Genomic DNA, 19,400 nt, shown 5'->3' with positions numbered 1-19,400 from the left:
GTGGTCTCCATCGCTGGGTTCTCTTCACTCGGAGGGGAGGGCACGGCGAAACGGCGCTTCGTACCCGGTGTCGAAGCGCTTCGACGATGCCGCGTGTGTTAGGGGCGGTGGGTTCTTCAGCGGTGGGGTCACCATAGATCTCGGCTGATATGGAAGGCAACGCTTTCCGGAAATACCCCGGTAACAGAGCCGGCCGGGTGCGGCAGAATGGACCGGTGCGACTGATCGTCATCGGTGGTGACGCGGCCGGGATGTCGGCGGCCGCGCAAGCCCGCAAACGGCGCAAGGCAGACGACCTGGAGATCCTGGCGTTCGAGCGGGGCGACTTCACGTCGTACTCGGCGTGCGGGATCCCGTACTGGATCGGCGGTCACGTCGACGGCCCGGAGGCGCTGATCGCCCGGGATCCGGCGACCTTCCGCGAGCACGGGATCGACGTGCGCACCGGTCATGAGGTGATCGGCATCGACCTGTCCGCCCGGACGGTGACGTTCCGGTCCGTCTCCGCCGCGCGAGAGTTCACCGAGGGCTTCGACGAGCTGGTCTACGCGGCCGGCGCGGTGCCGGTGCGCCCACCGTGGGCTTCCGGCGACATCGGCGGCGTCTTCGGCGTGCAGACGCTCGGCGACGGCGCGGCCGTCGACGCGTGGATCTCGGCGGTCGACGCCAAGACCGCGGTGGTGATCGGCGCGGGCTACATCGGCGTCGAGATGGCCGAGGCCCTGATGATGCGTGGGTTGACCGTGACACTCGTCGAGCGCGCGCCACAGCCGATGGCGACCGTCGACCCGGACATGGGCGCGCTCGTGGGCAAGTCCATCGAGAAGCTCGGCATCACCTTGCGCACCGGGGTGACGGTCACGGCCCTGGAGAGTTCCGCTCCCTCCTCCCCTTCCTCCTCCCCTTCCTCCTCCCCGCGCGATCGTGTACGCGCGGTGCTCACCGACTCCGGGCCGATCCCCGCGGACATCGTCGTCCTCGGTCTCGGGGTCAAGCCGAACACAGGGCTGGCATCCGATGCGGGCATCCCGCTCGGGGTGACCGGCGGGCTCGCCACCGATCTGCGCCAGCGGGTGACCGGGCCGGACGGCGTCGTCGAAGGCGTCTGGGCCGCGGGCGACTGCACGCAGGTGCTCAACCGGGTGAGCGGCCGGCAGATGCACGTCCCGCTCGGCACGCACGCGAACAAGCAGGGCCGGGTGGCGGGCATCAACCTCGGCGGCGGGTACGCGACCTTCCCCGGCATCATCGGCACCGGCATCACCAAGATCTGCGACCTGGAGGTGGCCCGCACCGGGCTGTCGTCGAAGGAGGCGGAGGCCGCCGGCTACCGCTTCGTCACCGCGCAGGTCGAGTCGACGAACCGGGCCGGCTACATGCCCGGCGCCGTGCCGATGACGGTGAAACTCATCGCCGAGAAGGACACCGGCCTGCTGCTCGGCGCCCAGATCGTCGGCAGGACCGAGGCCGCCAAGCGCATCGACGCCTTCGCGGTCGCCATCTGGAACCGGATGACCGTCACCGAGATGACCGCCCTCGACCTGGGTTACGCCCCGCCGTTCGCCCCGGTCTGGGACCCGGTCCTGATCGCCGCGCGCAAGGCCGACGAACTGATCTGACCGCCGCCCACCAAGGCGGCAGCCCGCCCGCACGGCCACCAGCGCACACAGACCACGCTCGCGCCCGCTGCCCGCCCCCATAACGACCGCCAGCGCACACAACCAGACCAGCGCGTGCGCCCACCGCCCCCTCACCAAGGCCGGCATCCTCCCGAACAGCCACCAGCACACACAGACCACGGTCGCGCCCGCTGCCCGCCCCCATAACGACTGCCAGCGCACACGACAGACCTGCGCGTGCGCTCACCGCCGCCAACCGGCCGCCAACGCACACAACCAGACCAGCACGTGCGCTCACCGCCGCCAACCGGCCGCCAACGCACACAACCAGACCAGCACGTGCGCTCACCGCCGCCAACCGGCCGCCAGCGCACACAAACAGACCAGCACGTGCGCTCACCGCCGCCGGCCGGCCGCCAGCGCACACAAACAGACCAGCACGTGCGCTCACCGCCGCCGGCCGGCCGCCAGCGCACACAAACAGACCGGCGCGTGCGCTCACCGCCGCCATAACGGCTGCCAGCGCACGCGACCGGATCTTTGTGTGCGTCGGCGGCCCCTGGTCGGGCTGCGCTGCTGCTCGTCTTCGTCGCGTGCGGGTCGGGAGTCGGCGAGCGGGGTCGGATCGGCGTGGCTCAGGACGGTGACTTCAGGCCGGACAGGACGACTGCCAGATAGCGGCGGGTGAGCGCCGCCCTCTCATCCGGCGTGGCGTGGACGGTGGCGGCGAAGACCACCCCGCACATCAGGCGGATGACGTCCGCCTCGGTCAGGCCGCTGTCGACGACCCCGGCCACGCGCGCTCGGTCCAGCAGCTGACCGGAGAGGGTGTTCAGCCGGCCGACCAGTGACGCCGTCTCCGGCAGGGCATGCGTCGACGCCGCGAAGACCGGCTGCACCGACGCGTCCGCCAGCTGCGCGTCGATCCCCGCCGATAGGAAGGTCACGAACCCCGTCCAGGGATCGTCCTCGGCCAGGGATTGCGACGCGACGGTCACGAGACGTTCGAACGCGGGGCGGGCGAGCGTCTCCAGCAGTGCTTCCGGTGTCGGGAAGTGCCGGTAGACGGTGGCGACGCCGATCGACGCGGCGCGGGCCACGTCGTTCAGGCGCAGCGGGGTGCCCTCGTCGACGAAGCGCCGGCCGACGCCGACGATGTGCTGCCAGTTGCGGGCCGCGTCCTTGCGCAGCGGTGCGGTCGTCACGTGCGAAGCATAACCGGATGACAGATCCGGTTCGTGCTACGTTGAAGTGGATAGCCCATCCACTTAAGGAGCGCGGTGGACACCATCGACGTCGCCGGACGACCCCGTACCTACACGCTGATCACTCCGGAGGGCGGCGACTACGAACGCCTGCTGCTGGTCTTCCACGGATCCACGCAGACGGCGGCGGTCTTCCGGAAGTTCACCGGCAACGCGTTCGACAGACTGGGCCGCACCGCCGTCGCCTACCTGGACGGCCATCGCGGCAACTGGAACGACGCCCGCAGGCACAGCTCCACCCGTACCAGGAAAGAGGGAATCGACGACGTGGCCTTCGCCGAGGCCGTCGTGAAGCGGATCGGCGACGGGCGGGAGACCTATGCGGCCGGGTATTCGAACGGTGGCGGCATGGTGATCCGGCTGCTGCACGAGCGGCCCGACCTGATCGCTGGCGGCGCGATCATCGCGGCCGGGCAGCCCGCGCCGGACAACTTCCTGCTGCCCGCGACGTTGCCGGTGGCGCCGAAGCCGGTCCTGATGTTCCACGGGACGAAGGATCGGATCGTGCCGTACCGGGGCGGACCGATGGCGGCCTGGGCGCGTTTCGCCTTCAAGTCCGGCGGGGCGCTGCTGTCCGCGCCCGACACGGCCGCCTACTTCGCCGCCCGCAACGGGATCACCGCCGAGCCGGTGACCACCGACCTGCCGGGCAAGCTCAGCCGGACCGATTTCGTTCAGGACGGGCATGCACCGGTGACATTGTGGACCATCCACGGCGGCGGGCACACGATCCCGGGCCCGGTCCGCTCCCCCGCCCTCATGGGCCGGACCTCGACGGATCTGCACGCCGCCTCCGCGATCGCCGACTTCTTCACCCTGAACGACTGACCTGAACGACTGACCAGAGACGTTCAGCGCGTGTGCAGATGAACCAGGACCACCGGGGCCTCCTGGCCCGACCAGCACGCGGTGAGCACGCCGGCGTCGTCCGGGTCGACGGCGATGAGCGGGACGCGGTTGACGGTCAGCGTCACGTCGCCGGCCTCCACCACGGTCGGGTCCCCGTCCCGGTGGGCGGTGACCGCGTCGACCGGCGGGACGGTGGCGCCGCTGCCGGTCAGCTTCAGCTCGGGCTCCCGGGACTCGCCGTCCCCGAACTCCTCGGCCGCCTCGTGGCCCGCGGACCGGATCACCTCGGCCAGCTGCGCGAGGTAGACGGGGTCGCCGGTGGCGTCGTACACCCAGCGCTTGCCGAGGACCGAGTGATCGGTCGTGCCGACCAGGTACGCCTCGGCGCCGTCGAGCGGCGCGTCCCGGTAGGTGAGCGGCACGTGCAGGACGGGTCCGTCCCCGGCCCGTACCAGCATCGTCTCGATCCCGACCCGGCCGGCCGGGTCGTCGAACCGGGCCGCCGCCACCTTGGCGACCGCACCGGAGCCGTCGCCGTCGAACCAGGGACGCGAGGGCAGCCAGGCCGCGAGGAGTTCCAGCTTCGTCGGGGTGATCGTTGCCTTGTGGAGAAGAGCCATGATCGGCAGCCTAGTGGCGAGGGCGGGCCGGCGTCGCTGCACACCGGCCCGCCACTGATCGATCAGGCTCCAAGGCCACCGACCTGGGTGTTCACCCAGGCTCGGATGGACGGCAGGTCGCCGTAGATGGACGGGGCGGTCGCGCAGGTCGAGCTGTTGTTGCCGGCCCGGCTGGTCACGCCGATCAGGTTCCAGCGGCCGCTGATCTGGCGCACCTGCGGGCCACCGGAGTCGCCGTAGCAGGCGCCGGCGTTGCCGTTCGTGTTGTTGGTGCAGATCTCGTACGCGGCGTCGATGCCGGAGCAGCGGCTGTCCGCGACGATCGACGTGTTCAGCTCGTTGGCGACGACCGGGGTGGAGCCGCAGCCGCGTTGCGGGCAGGTCTGACCCCACCCGATGATCCGGGTGGCGGTGCCGACCGCCCCGGACGCCGTCGGAATGGGCGCGGGGGCGTACGAGACCGAGGATCCGAGCTGGAGCAGCTTGACGTCGATCCGCGGGTGGTTGACGGCCCGGGTCACCGCGACGACGGTGCCGCCGCTGCTGCGGTTGACGCTGCCGACCCGCACCGTCGACGGGGTCGGGCAGTGCTTGGCGGTGACCGCCCAGTTCGCCTTGATGAGCGAGCCGGTGCAGCCGGAGACGTAGACCATGAACGAGTAGTTCTCGCTCGCCGGCTGGCCGCCGACGACCAGCGGGCCGACGGCCGGATCCGAGGAGGCGGATGCCGCGGTGGCCGGTCCGAAGAGGCCGGCCACGACAACGGCGACAGCGAGGAGCATCCGGGGAACGGAGCGCATGCGTTCGTCCTTTCTGCCGATCAGGGGAATGGGAAGACCCTAGACAGAAAGTGATGCTCATCGATACATACCAGCCGATGCCCTACCAGCACAGGATGGGCTGACAAATCCTGATAAAGGCGAAAAGTCCGGCGCGCCAGCGCCGGACTTTTCGTAAACTACAGCCCCATATCCTTAGCGATGATCATCTTCATCACCTCGGACGTCCCACCGTAGATCCGGTTGACCCGGTTGTCCGCGTAGAGGCGCGCGATCGGGTACTCGTTGATGAACCCGTAGCCGCCGTGCAGCTGCAGGCACCTGTCGATCACCCGGTGCGCCACCTCGGTGCAGAACAGCTTCGCCGACGCCGCCTCGGCAGCGGTCAGCTCACCGGCGTCGAGTGCCTCCAGGGCGCGGTCGGCCACGGCCTGGGCCGCGTCCACCTCGGCCTGGCAGGCGGCCAGCTCGAACTTCGTGTTCTGGAACGAGGCGACCGCCTGGCCGAAGACCTTGCGCTCCTGCACGTACTGCTTGGCGAACCGGACGGCGGCCGCGGCCTGCGCGTACGCGCCGTAGGCGATGGACAGCCGTTCCTTCGGCAGGTTCTTGCCCAGGTACGAGAAGCCCTTGTTCTCCTCGCCGAGCAGATCCCCGACCGGCACCTTGACGTCGACGAACGCCAGCTCGGCCGTGTCCGACGTACGCAGGCCCAGCTTGTCGAGCTTGCGGCCGACCGAGTAGCCGGGCGACTTGGTGTCGACGACCAGCAGCGAGATGCCGTACCGGCGGTCGTCCGGCTTGGCGGGCGAGGTGCGGGCGCAGACGATCACCTTGTCGGCGTTCACGCCACCGGTGATGAAGGTCTTCGCGCCGTTGAGCACGTAGTGCGTGCCGTCCTCACTCAGCCGCGCTGTGGTGCTCATGCCGGCCAGGTCGCTGCCGGTGCCGGGCTCGGTCATGGCGATCGCGTACATGGCGTCGCCCGAGACGAAGTCCGGCAGCCAGCGCTGCTTCTGTTCCTCGGTTCCCAGATCCATGAGGTACGGCAGACAGAGCGCCACGTGCGCGCCCGACGCACCGAACGAGACACCGGCCCTGGTGGTCTCCTCGGTCTGGATCGCCGCGAACTTGAACGAGTCGATGCCGGCGCCGCCGTACTCCTCGGGCACCTCGATGCCGAAGAGGCCCAGCTCGGCCAGCTTCTTGTAGAGCTCGCGGGGCACCTCGCCGGCCACGAACCAGTCGTCGTAGTAGGGAACCACCTCGGCCTCGATGAAGGTCCGCAGGGTCTGGCGGAACGCTTCGTGATCCTCGGTGAAGACGGTGCGACGCATTGTTCTTTCCAATCGCGGGAGGCTAGAGACGGCGTCCGCCGTCGACGTAGATGGTCTGGCCGGTGATGAAGGACGCCGCGTCGCTGGCCAGGAAGGCGACCACGTTCGCGATGTCGGACGGCTGCCCCACCCGGCGCAGTGGGGTGATCTCGGCGGCCTTGGCCTGCATGTCGGCGGAGGAGACGCCGACCCGGGCCGCTGTCGCGTCGGTCATCTCGGTGACGATGAAGCCGGGCGCCACCGCGTTCACGTTGATGCCGAACGGCCCGAGCTCCATCGCGAGCGTACGGGTCAGACCTTGGATCCCGGCCTTCGCGGCGGAGTAGTTCGCCTGCCCCCGATTGCCGAGGGCGGAGACGCTCGACGTGTTGACGATCTTGCCGCTGCGGCGCGGGACCATGTGACGCTGGGCGGCCCGGCTGCAGAGGAACGCGCCGCGCAGGTGCACGTTCATGACGATGTCCCAGTCCGACGAGGACATCTTGTGCAGCAGGTTGTCCCGCAGCACGCCGGCGTTGTTCACCAGGATGTCGATGCCGCCGAGCTCGGCCGCGACCTTGTCGAAGACCGCGTCGACCTGGGCTTCGTCGGACACGTCGCAGGAGAACCCGACAGCGGTGCCGCCGGCGTCACGGATCTGGTCGAGCAGCTCACTGGACTCCCCGAGATCCAGCACGGCGACCGCCGCACCGTCGGACGCGAGCTTCAGGGCGGTCGCGGCGCCGATACCCCGCGCGGCGCCGGTGACGATGGCAACCCTCATTGGTAACCCCTTGTCAGAACGCGTTGATCCCGGTCAACGCACGGCCGATGAGCAGTTTCTGGATCTGGCTGGTGCCTTCGTAGAGCGTGGTCACGCGGGCGTCGCGCATGGCCTTCCCGACCGGGAACTCGTCGACATACCCGTATCCGCCGAACACCTGGATCGCCTGGTTGGAGGCCTTCACCGCGGACTCGGTGGCGAACAGCTTCGCCATCGACGCCTCGGTGCCGAACGGGCGGCCGCGGTCGACCAGGTCGGCGGCCCGCCAGACGAGCAGCCGGGCCGCGTCGGTCTCCACCGCCATGTCGGCGAGCATCTCCTGCACGAGCTGGTAGGAGGCGATCGGCTTGCCGAACTGGGTGCGCTCCTGGGCGTAGGCGACCGCCGCCTCCAGGCAGCCGCGGGCCAGGCCCACGGATCCGGACGCGACGGCGATCCGGCCCTTGTCCAGCGCCGACATCGCAATCTTGAAACCGGCGCCCTCCCGGCCGAGGCGGTTCGCGTCGGACACCCGTACGCCATCGAACGTGATCTCGGCGGTCGCCTGGCCCCGCAGGCCGAGCTTCCCCTTGATCTCCCGGCGGGTCAGGCCCGGCGTGTCGGCCGGCACCAGGAAGGCGGTGATCCCCTTCGGCCCGGGGCCACCGGTGCGGGCGAACGCCAGCACCACTCCGGCCCAGGTGCCGTTGGTGATGAAGATCTTCTCGCCGGTGAGCAGCCAGTCGTCGCCGTCGCGCACCGCCCGGGTGGTCAGCGAGCCCGCGTCGGAGCCGGTCCCCGGCTCGGTGAGACCGAAACAGCCCAGCGTCTCGCCGGAGCACATGCCGGGCAGCCACTGCCGCTTCTGCGCATCCGTCCCGTGCGCCTGGATGCTCTTCGCGACCAGGCCGAGCGAGACGGACACGATGCCGCGGACGGAGGTGTCGCCGCGTCCGAGCTCCTCCATCATCAGGACGTAGGAGAGGAAGTCGCCGCCCGAGCCGCCGAACTCCTCGGCGATCCCGAGACCGAGGAAGCCCAGTTCGGCCAGCTTGCCGACGATCTTCAGGTCGACCTGCTCGGCGCGGTCCCATTCGGTCACGTGCGGGACGACCTCGCGATCCACCCAGTCCCGGGCGAGGTCGCGGAACTGTTCCTGCTCCTGGGTCAGACCGAGGTCCACAGAAACTCCTAAAACTAACGCTGTCAGGTTTCGCTTCGGATGCTAACTTAACAGCGTTAGATAAAACAACGGCAGGAGCGGAACATGCCACGGCCGACCACCCCGCTGCTGAGTCAGGCAGGCATCCGGTCCGCCACTCTGGAGATCATCGATCGGGATGGTCTCGACGGGTTCAGCATGCGCAAGCTGGCCGCGGCGCTCGGGGTGAGCGCGCCGGCGCTCTACTTCCACTACCCCACCAAGGAACAGCTGCTCGACGACGTGGCCGGCGAGATCATGGAGAAGGTGGACGTCAGCGCCTTCCGGGACGGCTGGCGCGAGGGGCTGCTCGGCTGGGCGCGCTCCTACCGGGCAGCGCTCGCCGAGCACCCGAACATCGTGCCGTTCCTGGCACAGGGCCCCGGGCAGCGCGACGCGTCGCTGCGCCGGGCCGACGCGATCCACGGCGGCCTGGTCGCCGCCGGCTGGCCCGCCCGGGAGGCCACGATGATCGGCGCCTCGACGAAGTACCTGGTGGTGGGCGCCGCGATGGGCTCGTTCTCGCGCGGCTTCGTCGACGACGTGCAGGTCTACCTGGACCGCTACCCGGCGCTCGGCGACGCGCACCGGCTGCGCGAGCACGCCGACGCGGTCGACCGGGACAGCTTCGAGTTCGCCCTCACGGTCTTCGTGGACGGCCTCCAGGCGCGCCTGGAGTCCGGCCGGCGAGACTAGACGGCCGGCTTCCAGCCCAGGGCCGGGCCGAGGGCGCCGGCCATGTCGGTGAGGATCTGGACGTAGTCGTCGTGCTCGAAGGTGAACGGCAGGGCGAACGCCACCTCGTCGATCTCCTGGAACGCGGCGTGCGCCGCCAGCCGCTCCGCGATCTCGGCGGATGATCCGACGATGTCGGGCGCGAACATCATCCGGGCCGGTCCCTGCGGGCTTGCCGTACGCGGCAGCCGCTTCTCCGCGTACGCCGCGTACTTCGCCTTCTGCTCGGCCGACGCGCTGTCCGTGGGGATGACGACGAGACCCTGCGAGACCCGGCCCGACGGGTTGGCCTCGCGGAACGCGCGCACGTGCGACAGCTGGATCTGCGCGAAGTCCTCCGACTCCTCGGCCTTCACCACGCTGCTGGTCAGGAAGTTCATCCCGTGCTCACCGGCCCACCGCGCCGATCGCAGGGAGCCGCCGCCGTACCAGAGGCGGGCGGCGAGGCCCGGCGCGTGCGGCTGGACCCGCTGGGAGAACTGCTCGAACCCGACCGGCCCCTGGAAGTCGGTGACGGCCTCACCCCGGACCGCCGCGAGGAAGCGCTCGACCCGTGTGTAGCCGAAGTCCTCGACCGAGGCGGAGTCCGGGTAGAGCGCGTCCTTGACGGTGTCCCACTGCATCGGCGGGCCCACACTGATCCCCGGGTTGAGCCGGCCGCCGGAGAGCAGGTCGACGGTGGCCAGGTCCTCGGCGAGGCGCAGCGGGTTCTCCCAGCCGAGCGGCGTCACGGCGGTGCCGAGCTCGATCCGGCTGGTCCGCTGGGTCGCGGCGGCGAGCACCGCCACCGGCGAGGAGATGCCGAACTGCAGGTGGCGGTGGCGCAGCCAGGCACTGTCGAACCCGAGCCGCTCCCCCAGTTCGATGATCTCCAGGGTGGACTCGTGACCCTTGCGGGGGTCCGCCTCGTCGAACAGGCCGATCGTGAGGAATCCCAGCTTGCGCAGCATGCCTGCACCCTATCTCCGGCATTCCCCGCCAGGTGAGTAGGAGTTGCCAAGACCACTTGCGGGTGATCGTCAACGGTTCGAGGACTTCACGCCGGGGCGACGCCTAACCTCGCACACGTGATCAAAGAAGCGGCGCTCGCGGCCCTGATGGTGCTGACGGGCACTCCGGCACACGCCGAGCCCAAGTACGGCCCCTACCAGGTCGACGAGTACGCCGTCCCGGCCGTGAAGTCCGGCGTCGGCACCTGGGTGAAGACCTGGTGGTCGTCGCTCTCGGACGTCTGCGACGTGCGCGTGACGGTGAAGGCGCCGGACGTGACCATCACCTATCCGGAGAACACCGGCACCTACACCTCGTTCCGGCGGACCGCCGACCTGGCCCGCGACGACAACGACTACACCGCGTTCCGGGTGGTCACGACGACCACCACGACCCGGTGGATCGAGCTGGCGACCGAGGTGGAGTACACGAAACTGCCGGAGAACACGCTGAAGCCGGGCAGCACCGCCTCCGTGCCGTGCACCGGCAAGCGCAGCCATCGGGAGACCACCACCAGGCTGCTGGTCCTGGAGTAGACCGGGGCACCGTACCCTGGTCGGATGCCGAGCGCCCCGAGCCGAACCCGTGCGTACCTGTTGATCTCGACGGCGGTCGTGCTGCTCCTGGGGCTCGGCGCGGCCGTGGCGCTGGCGCGTGGCGGCGACGAGACGGCGGGCATGTGGGTGAGCGCGTCCAGCGCTCCGCCCTCCATCGCACCGAGCCGGGAGGAGACGCCGCCACCGGCCGCGAAACCGCCCGCCGACCTTCCGGTGATCACCTACGCCGAGGGACCGGAGGGCCTGCCCGAGGATCCCGGGGCGAACACCCTCGACGTGCCCACCGAGGCGCTGCGGCCGGGGAAGAAGATCGCCCTCTACGACGAGCCGGGCGGCACGCCGCGCGCCTTCCTCCCGCCGAAGATCAGCGGCCTGCCGACCGTCGCGCCGATCGTGGCCCGCGACGACGGCTGGGTGGCGGTGCTCGCGCCGTCGTCGAACCGGCGGATCGGCTGGGTGCCCGCGCAGGGCTGGTCGCCCGAGCCACTCACCGACCACATCGTCGTCGACCTCAGCGAGCACCGGCTCACCTGGCTGCGCGACGGCGAGGAGCAGAAGTCCTGGACGGTGTCGGTCGGCTCGGAGGCGACACCGACCCCGCTCGGCCGCACCTTCGTGATGGGCACGACGACCACGAACGGCGCGATCTACGAGAACCTCGACGCGCTGGTGCTCGGGACCGTCCCGGAGAAGAAGGAGAATCTCGCGGCGTCGCTGCGGGGCGCGCACACCGCGATCCACGCCTGGTCCCGGAAGAGCGCCTTCGGCCGCAGCGTCTCGAACGGCTGTGTCCGGATGCCGGCCGCCGCCCAGCGCGCGCTGCTCGGTGAGATCGCGCCCGGGACGCCGGTCCTGGTCATGGCGTGACGGTCAGAAGCGGGTGCTTCCGGCGTACACGTGAAAGGAGCGCAGGCGGCCCGCTGACCGCAACCCCCCACCGGCCAGGCACTGAGGTCCGCGGCGCGTCGCGGCCCGGTGCGTGACGAGAGCGGACCCCGAGCGGATCTGCTGGCCACGCGGCGCGGGAAGGCCCTTGAGCAGCTCCTTGCGCGCCTCGTCGAGCAGGTCGGGAAGCGGCATGCCGAGCGCCCGGCAGATCGCCGCGAGCACCTCCGACGACGCCTCCTTGGTGCCGTGCTCGACCTCGGAGAGGTACGGCAGGGACACCCCCGCCTCGTCGGCGACCTCCCGCAGCGTCCGGCCCTGAGCCTGCCGAACCCGCCGCAGAACCGCCCCGATCACCCGGCGCAACAGTGCCATGGCCCGTCCTCTCCCCGCGGATGTCGTGAGTGCCATCATGGCGCACCGGTGCTACGGTTGCATGCAGCAGATCCCGGCGCGGGCCCAGCCCCCGGAGATCGGCACCTTCCGAAATCGCGTTTCCGACACGCGAGAACTCTCTGGAGTATCCATGACCCAAACTGTCACCAAAGCGGACTTTTACCGCTTAGCACCCCTGCATCCCACCGAGCGTCTCCGGCTCGAAACCACCCCTGACCGGCTCACCACCCGCGTGATCGACCTGGTCATGCCGGTCGGCAAAGGTCAGCGGGCGCTCATCGTCGCCCCGCCCAAGGCCGGCAAGACGACGGTCCTGCGGCACATCGCCGAGGGTGTCGCGGCCAACCATCCCGAGTGCCACCTGATGGTCCTGCTCGTCGGCGAGCGTCCCGAGGAGGTCACCGACATCCGCCGCACGGTCGACGGCGAGGTGGTGGCCGCGACCTTCGACCACAACCCGCGCGAGCAGACCGCCATCGCCGAGAAGGCCGTCGAGCGGGCCCGGCGGCGCGTCGAGCAGGGGCAGGACGTCGTCCTGCTGATCGACTCGATCACCCGGCTCGGCCGGGCGTACAACCTGGCCGCCACCGGAAAGGGCCGCACCCTCTCCGGCGGCATGGACGCCGCCGCGCTGCATCCGCCGAAGCACCTGCTCGGCGCGGCCCGCAACATCGAGAACGGCGGCTCGCTCACGATCATCGCGACAGCGCTCGTCGAGAACGGATCGGCGATGGACAGCCTGATCCACGAGGAGTACAAGAGCACCGGCAACGCCGACCTCAAACTCGACCGCTCGCTCGCCGAGGCCCGGATCTTCCCGGCCATCGACATCGCCGCCAGCGGCACCCGGCACGACGAGGCGCTGCTGCCATCCGAGGAGCTCGCCGTCGTCGCGCAGGTCCGCCGCGCGCTCACCGGGCATCCTCCGCGCGAGGCCATGGACCAGCTGCTGAAGCAGCTGCGGACCACCCCGGGCAACGCGGCCTTCCTGCGCCGGGTCAAGGCGACCATTCCGTACGGGTGACCGATCCGCTCCCGGCCATCTCCCCGATAGGCTTACGGGATGGCGGTTGAGGCCGTGGTGCGCGAACTGCTCGCCGTGATCCCGGTGGGCTGCACCTTCCTGCTGCCGGTGTCCGACTCCCCGCAGTCCGGTCCCGCCGACTTCCGGGTCGCCGCGACCAGCGGCCAGGTGAGCGACCTGCACGGCCGTGGCACCCAGCGGATCGACCAGCTCCTCAGCGTGCTCTATCCGTCCATGGTGGGCGGCCCACTCTGGAAGCTCTACTGCGAAGTGCTGCGCACCGGCGAGCCCGGCCGGCTCGACGAGTTCCGCTACGAGGAACGCCAGCCCGGCGTCGCCGCCGAATCCCGGTTCGAGGTCAGCGTGCACCGCGTGCTGGGCGGCCTGCTGGTCTGGTGGCAGCGCGTCGACGAGCACCAGCGCCGCCTCGAGCACACCGAGTCGCTCGGCAGCCTGGGCTGGTCCGAATTCGACCTGGCGAGCGGCCGCAGCGACTGGTCCCCCGGCATGTTCCGGATCTTCGAGCGGGACGCCTCCGAGGGGCCGCTGTCCCGCGCGCAGCAGGCGCAGGCGATGCTCCCCGAGGACCGCGGGCTCGCCGAGACGGCCTGGCAGACCCTGGACAGCGGCGGCACCTCCGACGTGACGGTCCGGTTCCGGGTCGGCTCCGGCGCGGTCAAGCACCTGCGGATCCTCTCCGACGTGGCCCGCGACGCCGCCGGCAGCCCGGTGAAGATCTACGCGGTGGTCCAAGACGTCACCGCCCGCGTCGACACCCGCACCGAGATCGAGCGGCTCAGCGACCAGCTGCGTACCCGGGAGATGACCGCCCTGGCCGAGCACCGCCTGGCCGGCCAGCTCCAGCGCATGATCCAGCCGGTGCCGCCCGAGCCGTTCGCCCTGGACGGCCTGGAGGCGATGGTCAGTTACCTGCCGGCCGAGAGCACCGTGCAGGTGGGCGGCGACTGGTACCACGCGCAGACCCTGCCCGACGGCCTCGTGGCGCTCGCGATCGGCGACGTCGCCGGCCACGGCCTGGAGGCGGCGAACGGGATGGCCCATCTGCGGTTCGCCCTGGTCGCGTGGCTGTCCATCGGCATCCGCGAGCCCGGCGTGCTGCTGCAGCACATGAACCGGCTCTGCACCCAGCTCGGCATCACCGGCACGGCGCTGGTCGCCGTCTACGACCCTCGCACCCGGACGCTGCCGTGGGCCCGGGCCGGCCACCTGGCGCCGCTGCTCGCCCGCGACGGCGCGAGCAGCGAGCTGGCGCGGCCACCCGGCCTGCTGCTCGGCGCCGAGCCGGAGGAGGACTTCCCGGTCGCGAACGCCCGCCTGGAACCCGGCGATCTGGTGCTCTTCTACACCGACGGCCTGGTGGAGCGCCGGACGGCGGACCGGACGGCCGAGGTGCGCGACCACCTGTCGTCGGTGTCGGCGACGCCGGGCGCCGACCAGCTCACCCGGGTCCACCGGCTGCTGCACGCGCCCAGCCCGGACGACGACACCTGCACGCTGACGATCCGGGTGACCGCCTAGTCCTCAGAGGTCGAGGCAGATCCGGACCAGGGTGCCGCCCGGGATCGCCGCCGTGTAGACCGCGTCGCAGACCCGCTCGACGATCGCCAGCCCACGCCCGCGCACCGCCTCCGCCGCCGGCATGGCCCGGCCGAACGGGCGCTCGGCACCGCGGTCGACCACGTCGCAGACCAGCCGGCCGTCCTCGGCCCAGATCCGGATGTGCCCGCCACCGGTCGTGTGCTGCAGCGTGTTGGTGGTCAGCTCGCTCACCGCGAGGGTGAGCAGGTCGATGCGGCCCTCGGTCATCCCGAGCGCGACGGCCCGCTCGGTGACGAACGCCCGGACGGCACGCAGGTCGTCGGGCACCGCGTACGACATCCCGTCGCCGCCGTCGGACATGCTCGCCTCGAACACGATCGGCTCAGACATGGCGGCGCTCTTCGGCGGGCGCGCGGAGCAGGTCGCCGACCCCGGTCAGATCGAGGACCGCCGCGACCGGCCCCCCGGCGCCGACGATGTAGACCCGCGCGCCGGTGTGCTTGGCGGCGTGATGTGCGGTGATCAGGCTGTGCACCCCGCTGGAGTCGAGGAAGGTCAGGAGGGCCATGTCCACGAAGACGGCCTTGGCACGGCTCAGCGCGTCGAGCAGCACCGAGGTCAGGTGCTCACGGGCGGAGAGGTCGCACTCGCCGCTGAGCGTCACCGTGACCCGGCCGGGTTCGGCGGAGGTACGTGCCTCGAATTTCGCCATCGGCCGCCACACCCTTCCGACGCGGTAACAGCATGACCGGCTCATCATGTCACCCGGCATCCCGGAACGCCCCCACCCATCAGGGGACAGCGTCGATGAGCGCGGCGAGCGCGCGGGCGATCGCGTCGAGTCCGGCTCCCGGTTCGCCACCGGGCTCGCGCATGTACTGGTCACGGCGGATCTCGATCATCAGGGCCGCGACGGCCGGTTCCCGTCCCCAGTAGTCGAGCGGGACGTAGCAGCCAGCGAAGGGACTGTTCAGCGCGGAGTCCGGGAAGGCCGTCCGGGCGGCGCCGAGCAGCCGGCCCGGGGTGTGGACCGGGTCGGTGCCGAGGCAGATCGGCGGGCGGGGCCCGTCGCGATGCAACTCGTACGGCAGAACCTCGGTGGCATAGGAGTGCACGTCGACGACGACCGCCCGCCCGGTGACGGCCAGCCGGTCGCGCACCAGCGCGGTCATCGCGGCGGCGTACGGATGGAAGTACTCGTCGAGCAGCGCCGCCGTGAGCGACGGGTCATCGGCGCGCAACCGGCGGCCGGCGTAGCCGTGGGTGTAGACCGGGCCCATCCCGGAAGCGAGCATCTCCTCGTCCTCACCGGGGAACCGCTCGGGGTCGACGACCAGCCGGGACAACCGGTTGACCAGGGTGAACGGCCGGCGGGCGGCCATCGCGGCGGCCCGGGACGCGATCAGGTCGGTGTGCGCGTCGGTGAGGTGGTCGAGCTCCTCGGCGATCTGGAGAGGACCGATCAGGAGGCCTGACTCGACGATCTCCCGCGAAGCGTGCGGAACGTGCAGGATCACCGGGGACAGCGGGTCGCCGGGCGTCACCTCGTACATCGCTGGAAGCCTAGCGCGCGGGGGCCCGCGGGCCCCCGCGCGGAGGGATCAGCTCTCGGCCAGGGCCGAGCAGATCGTGTCGATCATCAGGTAGGTGACGACGTAGGGGTCGACGTTGGCGTTCGGGCGGCGGTCCTCGATGTAGCCCTTGCCGTCCTTCTCGACCTGCCACGGGATGCGCACCGACGCGCCGCGGTCCGAGACGCCGTAGCTGTACTCGGTCCACGGGGCGGTCTCGTGCAGGCCGGTGAGGCGCTGGTCGATGCCCGCGCCGTAACCGTCGACGTGCTCCTGGCGCTTCTTGCCCAGCGCCTCGGCGGCCGCGATGATCGCGTCGTAGCCCTCGCGCATCGCCTTCGTGGAGAAGTTGGTGTGCGCGCCGGCGCCGTTCCAGTCGCCCTTGACCGGCTTCGGGTCGAGGGTCGCGGACACGCCGTAGTCCTCGGCGATGCGGTAGAGCAGCCAGCGGGCGACCCAGAGCTCGTCGGCGACCTGCGGCGCGGCGACCGGGCCGATCTGGAACTCCCACTGACCCGGCATGACCTCGGCGTTGATGCCGGAGAGGTTCAGGCCGGCCTCGAGGCAGGCGTCCATGTGCTTCTCGACGATCTCGCGGCCGAAGACCTCGTCGGCGCCGACGCCGCAGTAGTAGCCACCCTGCGGGGCCGGGAAGCCGCCGCCGACCGGGAAGCCGAGCGGGCGGCCGTCCTGGAAGAAGGTGTACTCCTGCTCGATGCCGAAGATCGGCTCCTGGTCGGCGTACTTCGCGGCGACCTCACGCGCGGCGGCGCGGGTGTTGGTCGGGTGCGGGGTGCCGTCGATCAGCTCGACCTCGCACAGCACCAGGATGTTGTTGCCACCCCGGATCGGGTCCGGACAGGTGAAGACCGGGCGCAGCACGCAGTCCGACTTGTCACCGGGCGCCTGGTTGGTGCTGGAGCCGTCGAAGCCCCAGATGGGAGGCTCGGCGCCGTCGGCCAGGATCTTGGTCTTGGAACGCAGCTTCGCGGTCGGCTGAGTTCCGTCGACCCACAGGTATTCGGCCTTGACAGCCATCTCTCGTCTCCCTGAAAAGTAAACAAACCCTTGCGGCGCGAGGATGCTAGCCAGCGAAGATCAAATCCTTGTTTCCGATCCCGCACCTCGGACACGTGATCCCGGTAACCTTTCAGCCCCCGAATGTTCCGGCCGATGAAGCATTCGTGACGCAGCCGTTGGGCCGTTCGCCGGGTGGGCTCGAACTCGGCTATCTCGCCCTGCACGCCGGCCGGCTGGTACAGACCGCCGTCGAGGAGGCCGCCCTGGAGGCCGGGATGCCGGCGATGGACCTGCTCGCGCTCTACATGCTCGGCGAGCACGACGGGCTGACCGGTGGCGCGCTGGCCCGGCTCCTGCACGTGCAGCAGTCCTCGATCACGCCGCTCGCCGACCGCCTGGAAGGGGCCGGGCTGATCTCGCGTGCCCCCGATTCCGGTGACCGCCGCAAGGTCTGGCTGTGCCCGACCGCTTCCGGGCGTGAAGTGCTGGAACGGACCATCGCGGTGGCCCGTGGCGCGGTCCGGGAGTCGTTCGGGCCGCTGAGCCGCGGATCGGCGGCCGCGCTGGCCGCCCTCCTGGGCGAGGTGGTCGAGCCGTGGCTGGCCGAGGTCACCAGGTCCGGGCTGCCGTCAGCAGCGCCCGCCGGGCCGACGCCACGTGCGGGGCGTCCTTCACGGCCGCCCGGGTAGCGAGGTAGAGGGTGTTGATCGGCGGATCGTCGGTGGGATGGAGATCTCGGAGTGAGCCGTTCTTGAGGTCGTCCGCTATCAGATAGCGGGGCAGAACGGTCACACCGATACCCGCCAGGGCCGCGGCTCGCAGCGCCCGCAGGTCGGGGACCACGAGGACGGCACGTTTCGGAGGCGGGCTCCCCAGCACGTGCCGCCACCAGCGCCGGATGATCGGCATGTCCTCGGCGTACGACAAGAGCGGCTTATCCGAAACATCGGAGGTGCCGACCAGGACGAACTCCTCGTCGCAGAGCGGCTCGGCGTGCAACCCCGCCCGTCGTGGGCGAACAGCGCTGACGACCAGGTCGAGCTGCCCGGCCGACAGGTCGGCGAGCAGGTCGTCGGCGAGCCCCAGCCGGACCCGCACGCTCACTCCGCCGCCGATCGTCCCGGCCAGCGCGGGCAACACCCGCTCGGTCATCAGCTCGGCCGGCCCGCCGAGCAGCAGGGTCCGGTCCGGCTCACTGCCGAGCGAGCCGGCCACCCCGGCGAGGGCGTCGAGCGGCCCGTCCAGCCGCCGGGCCAGATCGTCGGCGGCGGGCGTGGGGGTGACACCGCGAGCGCCCCGGACGAAGAGTGCCTGTCCGAGCTGCGTCTCCAGGGTGCGCAGCTGCGCCGTCACGGTCGGCTGGGAGAGCCCGAGCACCTCGGCGGCGCGGGTCAGCGTCCCGGCCCGGTGGACGGCCAGGAAGGTGTGCAGCAGATCGAGCGAGACGCGGGACGACATATCAGTAATCCTATGGCTTGCTAGCCGGAAACCTCTTGGTCACTGATGGCTCGGCTGCGCCAGGATCTGGTCATGACTTCGACGCGCAAGATCCTCATCGCTCTGACCAGCCACGGCGACCTGGCCGGCATCCGCCCGACCGGTTACTACCTGCCCGAGGCCGCGCACCCGTGGCACGTCTTCTCCGAGGCCGGTTACACCGTCGACTTCGTCAGCGTGGCCGGCGGCGAGCCCCCGGTCGACGGCGCCGACCTGACCGACCCGATCCAGAAGGCGTTCACCGAGGACCCCGAGGTCCAGGCGAAGCTGAGGTCCACTCCCCGGTTCGCCGATGTGGATCAGTCCGACTACGACGCCGTTTTGTTCGCCGGCGGACACGGCGCGGTCTTCGATTTCCCGAAGGACGCCGACCTCGCCGCCTTCGCCCGGACCCTGTACGAGCGCGGCGGCGTGGTCGCGGCCGTCTGCCACGGCCCGGCCGCGCTGGCCGGCATCACCCTCTCCGACGGCTCGCCGATCGTGGCCGGTAGGAACATCGCCGCGTTCACCGACTCCGAGGAGGCGGCAGTCGGCCTGACCGAGGCCGTTCCGTTCCTTCTGCAGAGCACACTGGAGGCGCAGGGCGGCAAGCACACCGGCGCCGCCGACTGGCAGCCGCACGTCGTCACGGATGGAAACCTCGTCACCGGACAGAACCCCGCGTCCTCCACCGGAGTCGCGGAAGCGGTCCTGACGGCTCTTGCCGCGTAGGCGTCCAGACACGACGATCGTGGGTTAAGAACGCCGAGGAGG

At 70.6% G+C, this 19,400-nt stretch carries 22 protein-coding genes; 9 read left to right on the top strand and 13 right to left on the bottom strand.

Annotated elements, in window-relative coordinates; genetic code table 11:
- Positions 1–215 precede the first annotated feature (215 nt).
- Positions 216–1,619: an FAD-dependent oxidoreductase gene (locus tag EP757_RS27895; RefSeq protein ID WP_232050036.1), complete on the top strand. Its 1,404-nt coding sequence runs from the start codon at positions 216–218 to the stop codon at positions 1,617–1,619.
- 635 nt (positions 1,620–2,254) lie between these two features.
- Here EP757_RS27895 and EP757_RS27890 read toward each other — a convergent pair.
- A complete protein-coding gene (locus EP757_RS27890; RefSeq protein WP_127550919.1) occupies positions 2,255–2,824 on the bottom strand; it encodes a TetR/AcrR family transcriptional regulator in 570 nt (189 codons plus the stop codon).
- A 75-nt stretch (positions 2,825–2,899) separates the two neighbouring features.
- Here EP757_RS27890 and EP757_RS27885 point away from each other — a divergent pair, with 75 nt between their 5' ends.
- Entirely contained in the window at positions 2,900–3,712 is an 813-nt protein-coding gene (locus tag EP757_RS27885) for a PHB depolymerase family esterase (RefSeq protein WP_127550917.1), read from the top strand.
- A gap of 23 nt (positions 3,713–3,735) precedes the next feature.
- Here EP757_RS27885 and EP757_RS27880 read toward each other — a convergent pair whose 3' ends face one another.
- The 5 genes from EP757_RS27880 to EP757_RS27860 form a co-directional block, all read right to left on the bottom strand.
- Positions 3,736–4,353 carry a hypothetical protein gene (locus tag EP757_RS27880; RefSeq protein WP_127550915.1) on the bottom strand — a complete coding sequence of 206 codons (618 nt, stop codon included), beginning with the start codon at positions 4,351–4,353 and terminating at the stop codon, positions 3,736–3,738.
- Positions 4,354–4,415: 62 nt separating this feature from the next.
- Complete coding sequence (locus EP757_RS27875) at positions 4,416–5,153, bottom strand: trypsin-like serine protease (RefSeq protein WP_127550913.1); 738 nt, start codon at positions 5,151–5,153, stop codon at positions 4,416–4,418.
- A gap of 158 nt (positions 5,154–5,311) precedes the next feature.
- Positions 5,312–6,469, bottom strand: coding sequence for an acyl-CoA dehydrogenase family protein (locus EP757_RS27870; protein ID WP_127550911.1), 1,158 nt, complete (start codon positions 6,467–6,469; stop codon positions 5,312–5,314).
- A 22-nt stretch (positions 6,470–6,491) separates the two neighbouring features.
- Positions 6,492–7,232, bottom strand: coding sequence for a 3-oxoacyl-ACP reductase FabG (fabG, locus tag EP757_RS27865; protein WP_127550909.1), 741 nt, complete (start codon positions 7,230–7,232; stop codon positions 6,492–6,494).
- Between the two features lie 13 nt (positions 7,233–7,245).
- Positions 7,246–8,394 carry an acyl-CoA dehydrogenase family protein gene (locus EP757_RS27860; protein ID WP_127550907.1) on the bottom strand — a complete coding sequence of 383 codons (1,149 nt, stop codon included), beginning with the start codon at positions 8,392–8,394 and terminating at the stop codon, positions 7,246–7,248.
- An 84-nt stretch (positions 8,395–8,478) separates the two neighbouring features.
- Between EP757_RS27860 and EP757_RS27855 the strand changes: the two genes are divergently transcribed.
- The gene (locus EP757_RS27855) at positions 8,479–9,108 is read left to right on the top strand and encodes a TetR/AcrR family transcriptional regulator (protein ID WP_127550905.1); all 630 of its coding nucleotides are present in this window, start codon (positions 8,479–8,481) and stop codon (positions 9,106–9,108) included.
- Here EP757_RS27855 and EP757_RS27850 read toward each other — a convergent pair.
- The gene (locus EP757_RS27850) at positions 9,105–10,097 is read right to left on the bottom strand and encodes an LLM class flavin-dependent oxidoreductase (protein WP_127550904.1); all 993 of its coding nucleotides are present in this window, start codon (positions 10,095–10,097) and stop codon (positions 9,105–9,107) included. The two genes, EP757_RS27855 and EP757_RS27850, sit on opposite strands and share 4 nt — an antisense overlap.
- Before the next feature lie 117 nt (positions 10,098–10,214).
- Here EP757_RS27850 and EP757_RS27845 point away from each other — a divergent pair, with 117 nt between their 5' ends.
- Entirely contained in the window at positions 10,215–10,673 is a 459-nt protein-coding gene (locus tag EP757_RS27845; RefSeq protein WP_127550902.1) for a hypothetical protein, read from the top strand.
- Between the two features lie 24 nt (positions 10,674–10,697).
- Complete coding sequence (locus EP757_RS27840; protein WP_232050035.1) at positions 10,698–11,561, top strand: L,D-transpeptidase; 864 nt, start codon at positions 10,698–10,700, stop codon at positions 11,559–11,561.
- A gap of 3 nt (positions 11,562–11,564) precedes the next feature.
- Here the strand turns inward: EP757_RS27840 and EP757_RS44670 are convergent, their stop codons facing one another.
- A complete protein-coding gene (locus EP757_RS44670) occupies positions 11,565–11,954 on the bottom strand; it encodes a helix-turn-helix domain-containing protein (protein WP_127550900.1) in 390 nt (129 codons plus the stop codon).
- Between EP757_RS44670 and rho the strand changes: the two genes are divergently transcribed.
- Together rho and EP757_RS27825 are read left to right on the top strand one after the other, a co-directional pair.
- Entirely contained in the window at positions 11,953–12,999 is a 1,047-nt protein-coding gene (rho, locus tag EP757_RS27830; protein WP_127550898.1) for a transcription termination factor Rho, read from the top strand. The two genes, EP757_RS44670 and rho, sit on opposite strands and share 2 nt — an antisense overlap.
- A gap of 39 nt (positions 13,000–13,038) precedes the next feature.
- Positions 13,039–14,538, top strand: coding sequence for a PP2C family protein-serine/threonine phosphatase (locus EP757_RS27825; RefSeq protein WP_127550896.1), 1,500 nt, complete (start codon positions 13,039–13,041; stop codon positions 14,536–14,538).
- A gap of 3 nt (positions 14,539–14,541) precedes the next feature.
- Here EP757_RS27825 and EP757_RS27820 read toward each other — a convergent pair whose 3' ends face one another.
- From EP757_RS27820 to glnII, 4 genes are all read right to left on the bottom strand, one after another.
- Positions 14,542–14,949: an ATP-binding protein gene (locus EP757_RS27820; protein WP_127550894.1), complete on the bottom strand. Its 408-nt coding sequence runs from the start codon at positions 14,947–14,949 to the stop codon at positions 14,542–14,544.
- Positions 14,942–15,271, bottom strand: a complete 330-nt coding sequence (locus tag EP757_RS27815; protein WP_127550892.1) for an STAS domain-containing protein — start codon at positions 15,269–15,271, stop codon at positions 14,942–14,944. Before EP757_RS27815 ends, EP757_RS27820 begins: the two co-directional genes overlap by 8 nt.
- A 79-nt stretch (positions 15,272–15,350) precedes the next feature.
- Positions 15,351–16,112, bottom strand: coding sequence for an N-formylglutamate amidohydrolase (locus EP757_RS27810; protein ID WP_127550890.1), 762 nt, complete (start codon positions 16,110–16,112; stop codon positions 15,351–15,353).
- 48 nt (positions 16,113–16,160) lie between these two features.
- The gene (gene glnII, locus EP757_RS27805; RefSeq protein WP_127550888.1) at positions 16,161–17,168 is read right to left on the bottom strand and encodes a glutamine synthetase; all 1,008 of its coding nucleotides are present in this window, start codon (positions 17,166–17,168) and stop codon (positions 16,161–16,163) included.
- Positions 17,169–17,314: 146 nt separating this feature from the next.
- Between glnII and EP757_RS27800 the strand changes: the two genes are divergently transcribed.
- Positions 17,315–17,839: a MarR family winged helix-turn-helix transcriptional regulator gene (locus EP757_RS27800; protein ID WP_127550886.1), complete on the top strand. Its 525-nt coding sequence runs from the start codon at positions 17,315–17,317 to the stop codon at positions 17,837–17,839.
- Here the strand turns inward: EP757_RS27800 and EP757_RS27795 are convergent.
- Positions 17,760–18,608, bottom strand: a complete 849-nt coding sequence (locus tag EP757_RS27795; RefSeq protein WP_174262452.1) for a LysR family transcriptional regulator — start codon at positions 18,606–18,608, stop codon at positions 17,760–17,762. The genes EP757_RS27800 and EP757_RS27795 overlap by 80 nt on opposite strands.
- A gap of 72 nt (positions 18,609–18,680) precedes the next feature.
- Here EP757_RS27795 and EP757_RS27790 point away from each other — a divergent pair, with 72 nt between their 5' ends.
- Positions 18,681–19,358, top strand: coding sequence for a type 1 glutamine amidotransferase domain-containing protein (locus EP757_RS27790; protein ID WP_127550882.1), 678 nt, complete (start codon positions 18,681–18,683; stop codon positions 19,356–19,358).
- Positions 19,359–19,400 lie beyond the last annotated feature (42 nt).

The sequence above is a fragment of the Actinoplanes sp. OR16 genome (assembly GCF_004001265.1).
In the GTDB taxonomy this organism is placed as follows: Bacteria; Actinomycetota; Actinomycetes; order Mycobacteriales; family Micromonosporaceae; genus Actinoplanes.
Note: the sequence above shows the minus strand (reverse complement) of the source record. Positions and strands in the feature narration are given on the sequence as shown.

Excerpts from the sequence above, each read along its gene's own strand:
- EP757_RS27880 (WP_127550915.1), bottom strand. The coding sequence starts at position 4,353 with ATGGCTCTTCTCCACAAGGCAACGATCACCCCGACGAAGCTGGAACTC.
- EP757_RS27875 (WP_127550913.1), bottom strand. The coding sequence starts at position 5,153 with ATGCGCTCCGTTCCCCGGATGCTCCTCGCTGTCGCCGTTGTCGTGGCC.
- EP757_RS27870 (WP_127550911.1), bottom strand. The coding sequence starts at position 6,469 with ATGCGTCGCACCGTCTTCACCGAGGATCACGAAGCGTTCCGCCAGACC.
- fabG (WP_127550909.1), bottom strand. The coding sequence starts at position 7,232 with ATGAGGGTTGCCATCGTCACCGGCGCCGCGCGGGGTATCGGCGCCGCG.
- EP757_RS27855 (WP_127550905.1), top strand. The coding sequence starts at position 8,479 with ATGCCACGGCCGACCACCCCGCTGCTGAGTCAGGCAGGCATCCGGTCC.
- EP757_RS27850 (WP_127550904.1), bottom strand. The coding sequence starts at position 10,097 with ATGCTGCGCAAGCTGGGATTCCTCACGATCGGCCTGTTCGACGAGGCG.
- EP757_RS27840 (WP_232050035.1), top strand. The coding sequence starts at position 10,698 with ATGCCGAGCGCCCCGAGCCGAACCCGTGCGTACCTGTTGATCTCGACG.
- rho (WP_127550898.1), top strand. The coding sequence starts at position 11,953 with ATGGCCCGTCCTCTCCCCGCGGATGTCGTGAGTGCCATCATGGCGCAC.
- EP757_RS44670 (WP_127550900.1), bottom strand. The coding sequence starts at position 11,954 with ATGGCACTGTTGCGCCGGGTGATCGGGGCGGTTCTGCGGCGGGTTCGG.
- EP757_RS27825 (WP_127550896.1), top strand. The coding sequence starts at position 13,039 with ATGGCGGTTGAGGCCGTGGTGCGCGAACTGCTCGCCGTGATCCCGGTG.
- EP757_RS27820 (WP_127550894.1), bottom strand. The coding sequence starts at position 14,949 with ATGTCTGAGCCGATCGTGTTCGAGGCGAGCATGTCCGACGGCGGCGAC.
- EP757_RS27815 (WP_127550892.1), bottom strand. The coding sequence starts at position 15,271 with ATGGCGAAATTCGAGGCACGTACCTCCGCCGAACCCGGCCGGGTCACG.
- EP757_RS27810 (WP_127550890.1), bottom strand. The coding sequence starts at position 16,112 with ATGTACGAGGTGACGCCCGGCGACCCGCTGTCCCCGGTGATCCTGCAC.
- glnII (WP_127550888.1), bottom strand. The coding sequence starts at position 17,168 with ATGGCTGTCAAGGCCGAATACCTGTGGGTCGACGGAACTCAGCCGACC.
- EP757_RS27795 (WP_174262452.1), bottom strand. The coding sequence starts at position 18,608 with ATGTCGTCCCGCGTCTCGCTCGATCTGCTGCACACCTTCCTGGCCGTC.
- EP757_RS27790 (WP_127550882.1), top strand. The coding sequence starts at position 18,681 with ATGACTTCGACGCGCAAGATCCTCATCGCTCTGACCAGCCACGGCGAC.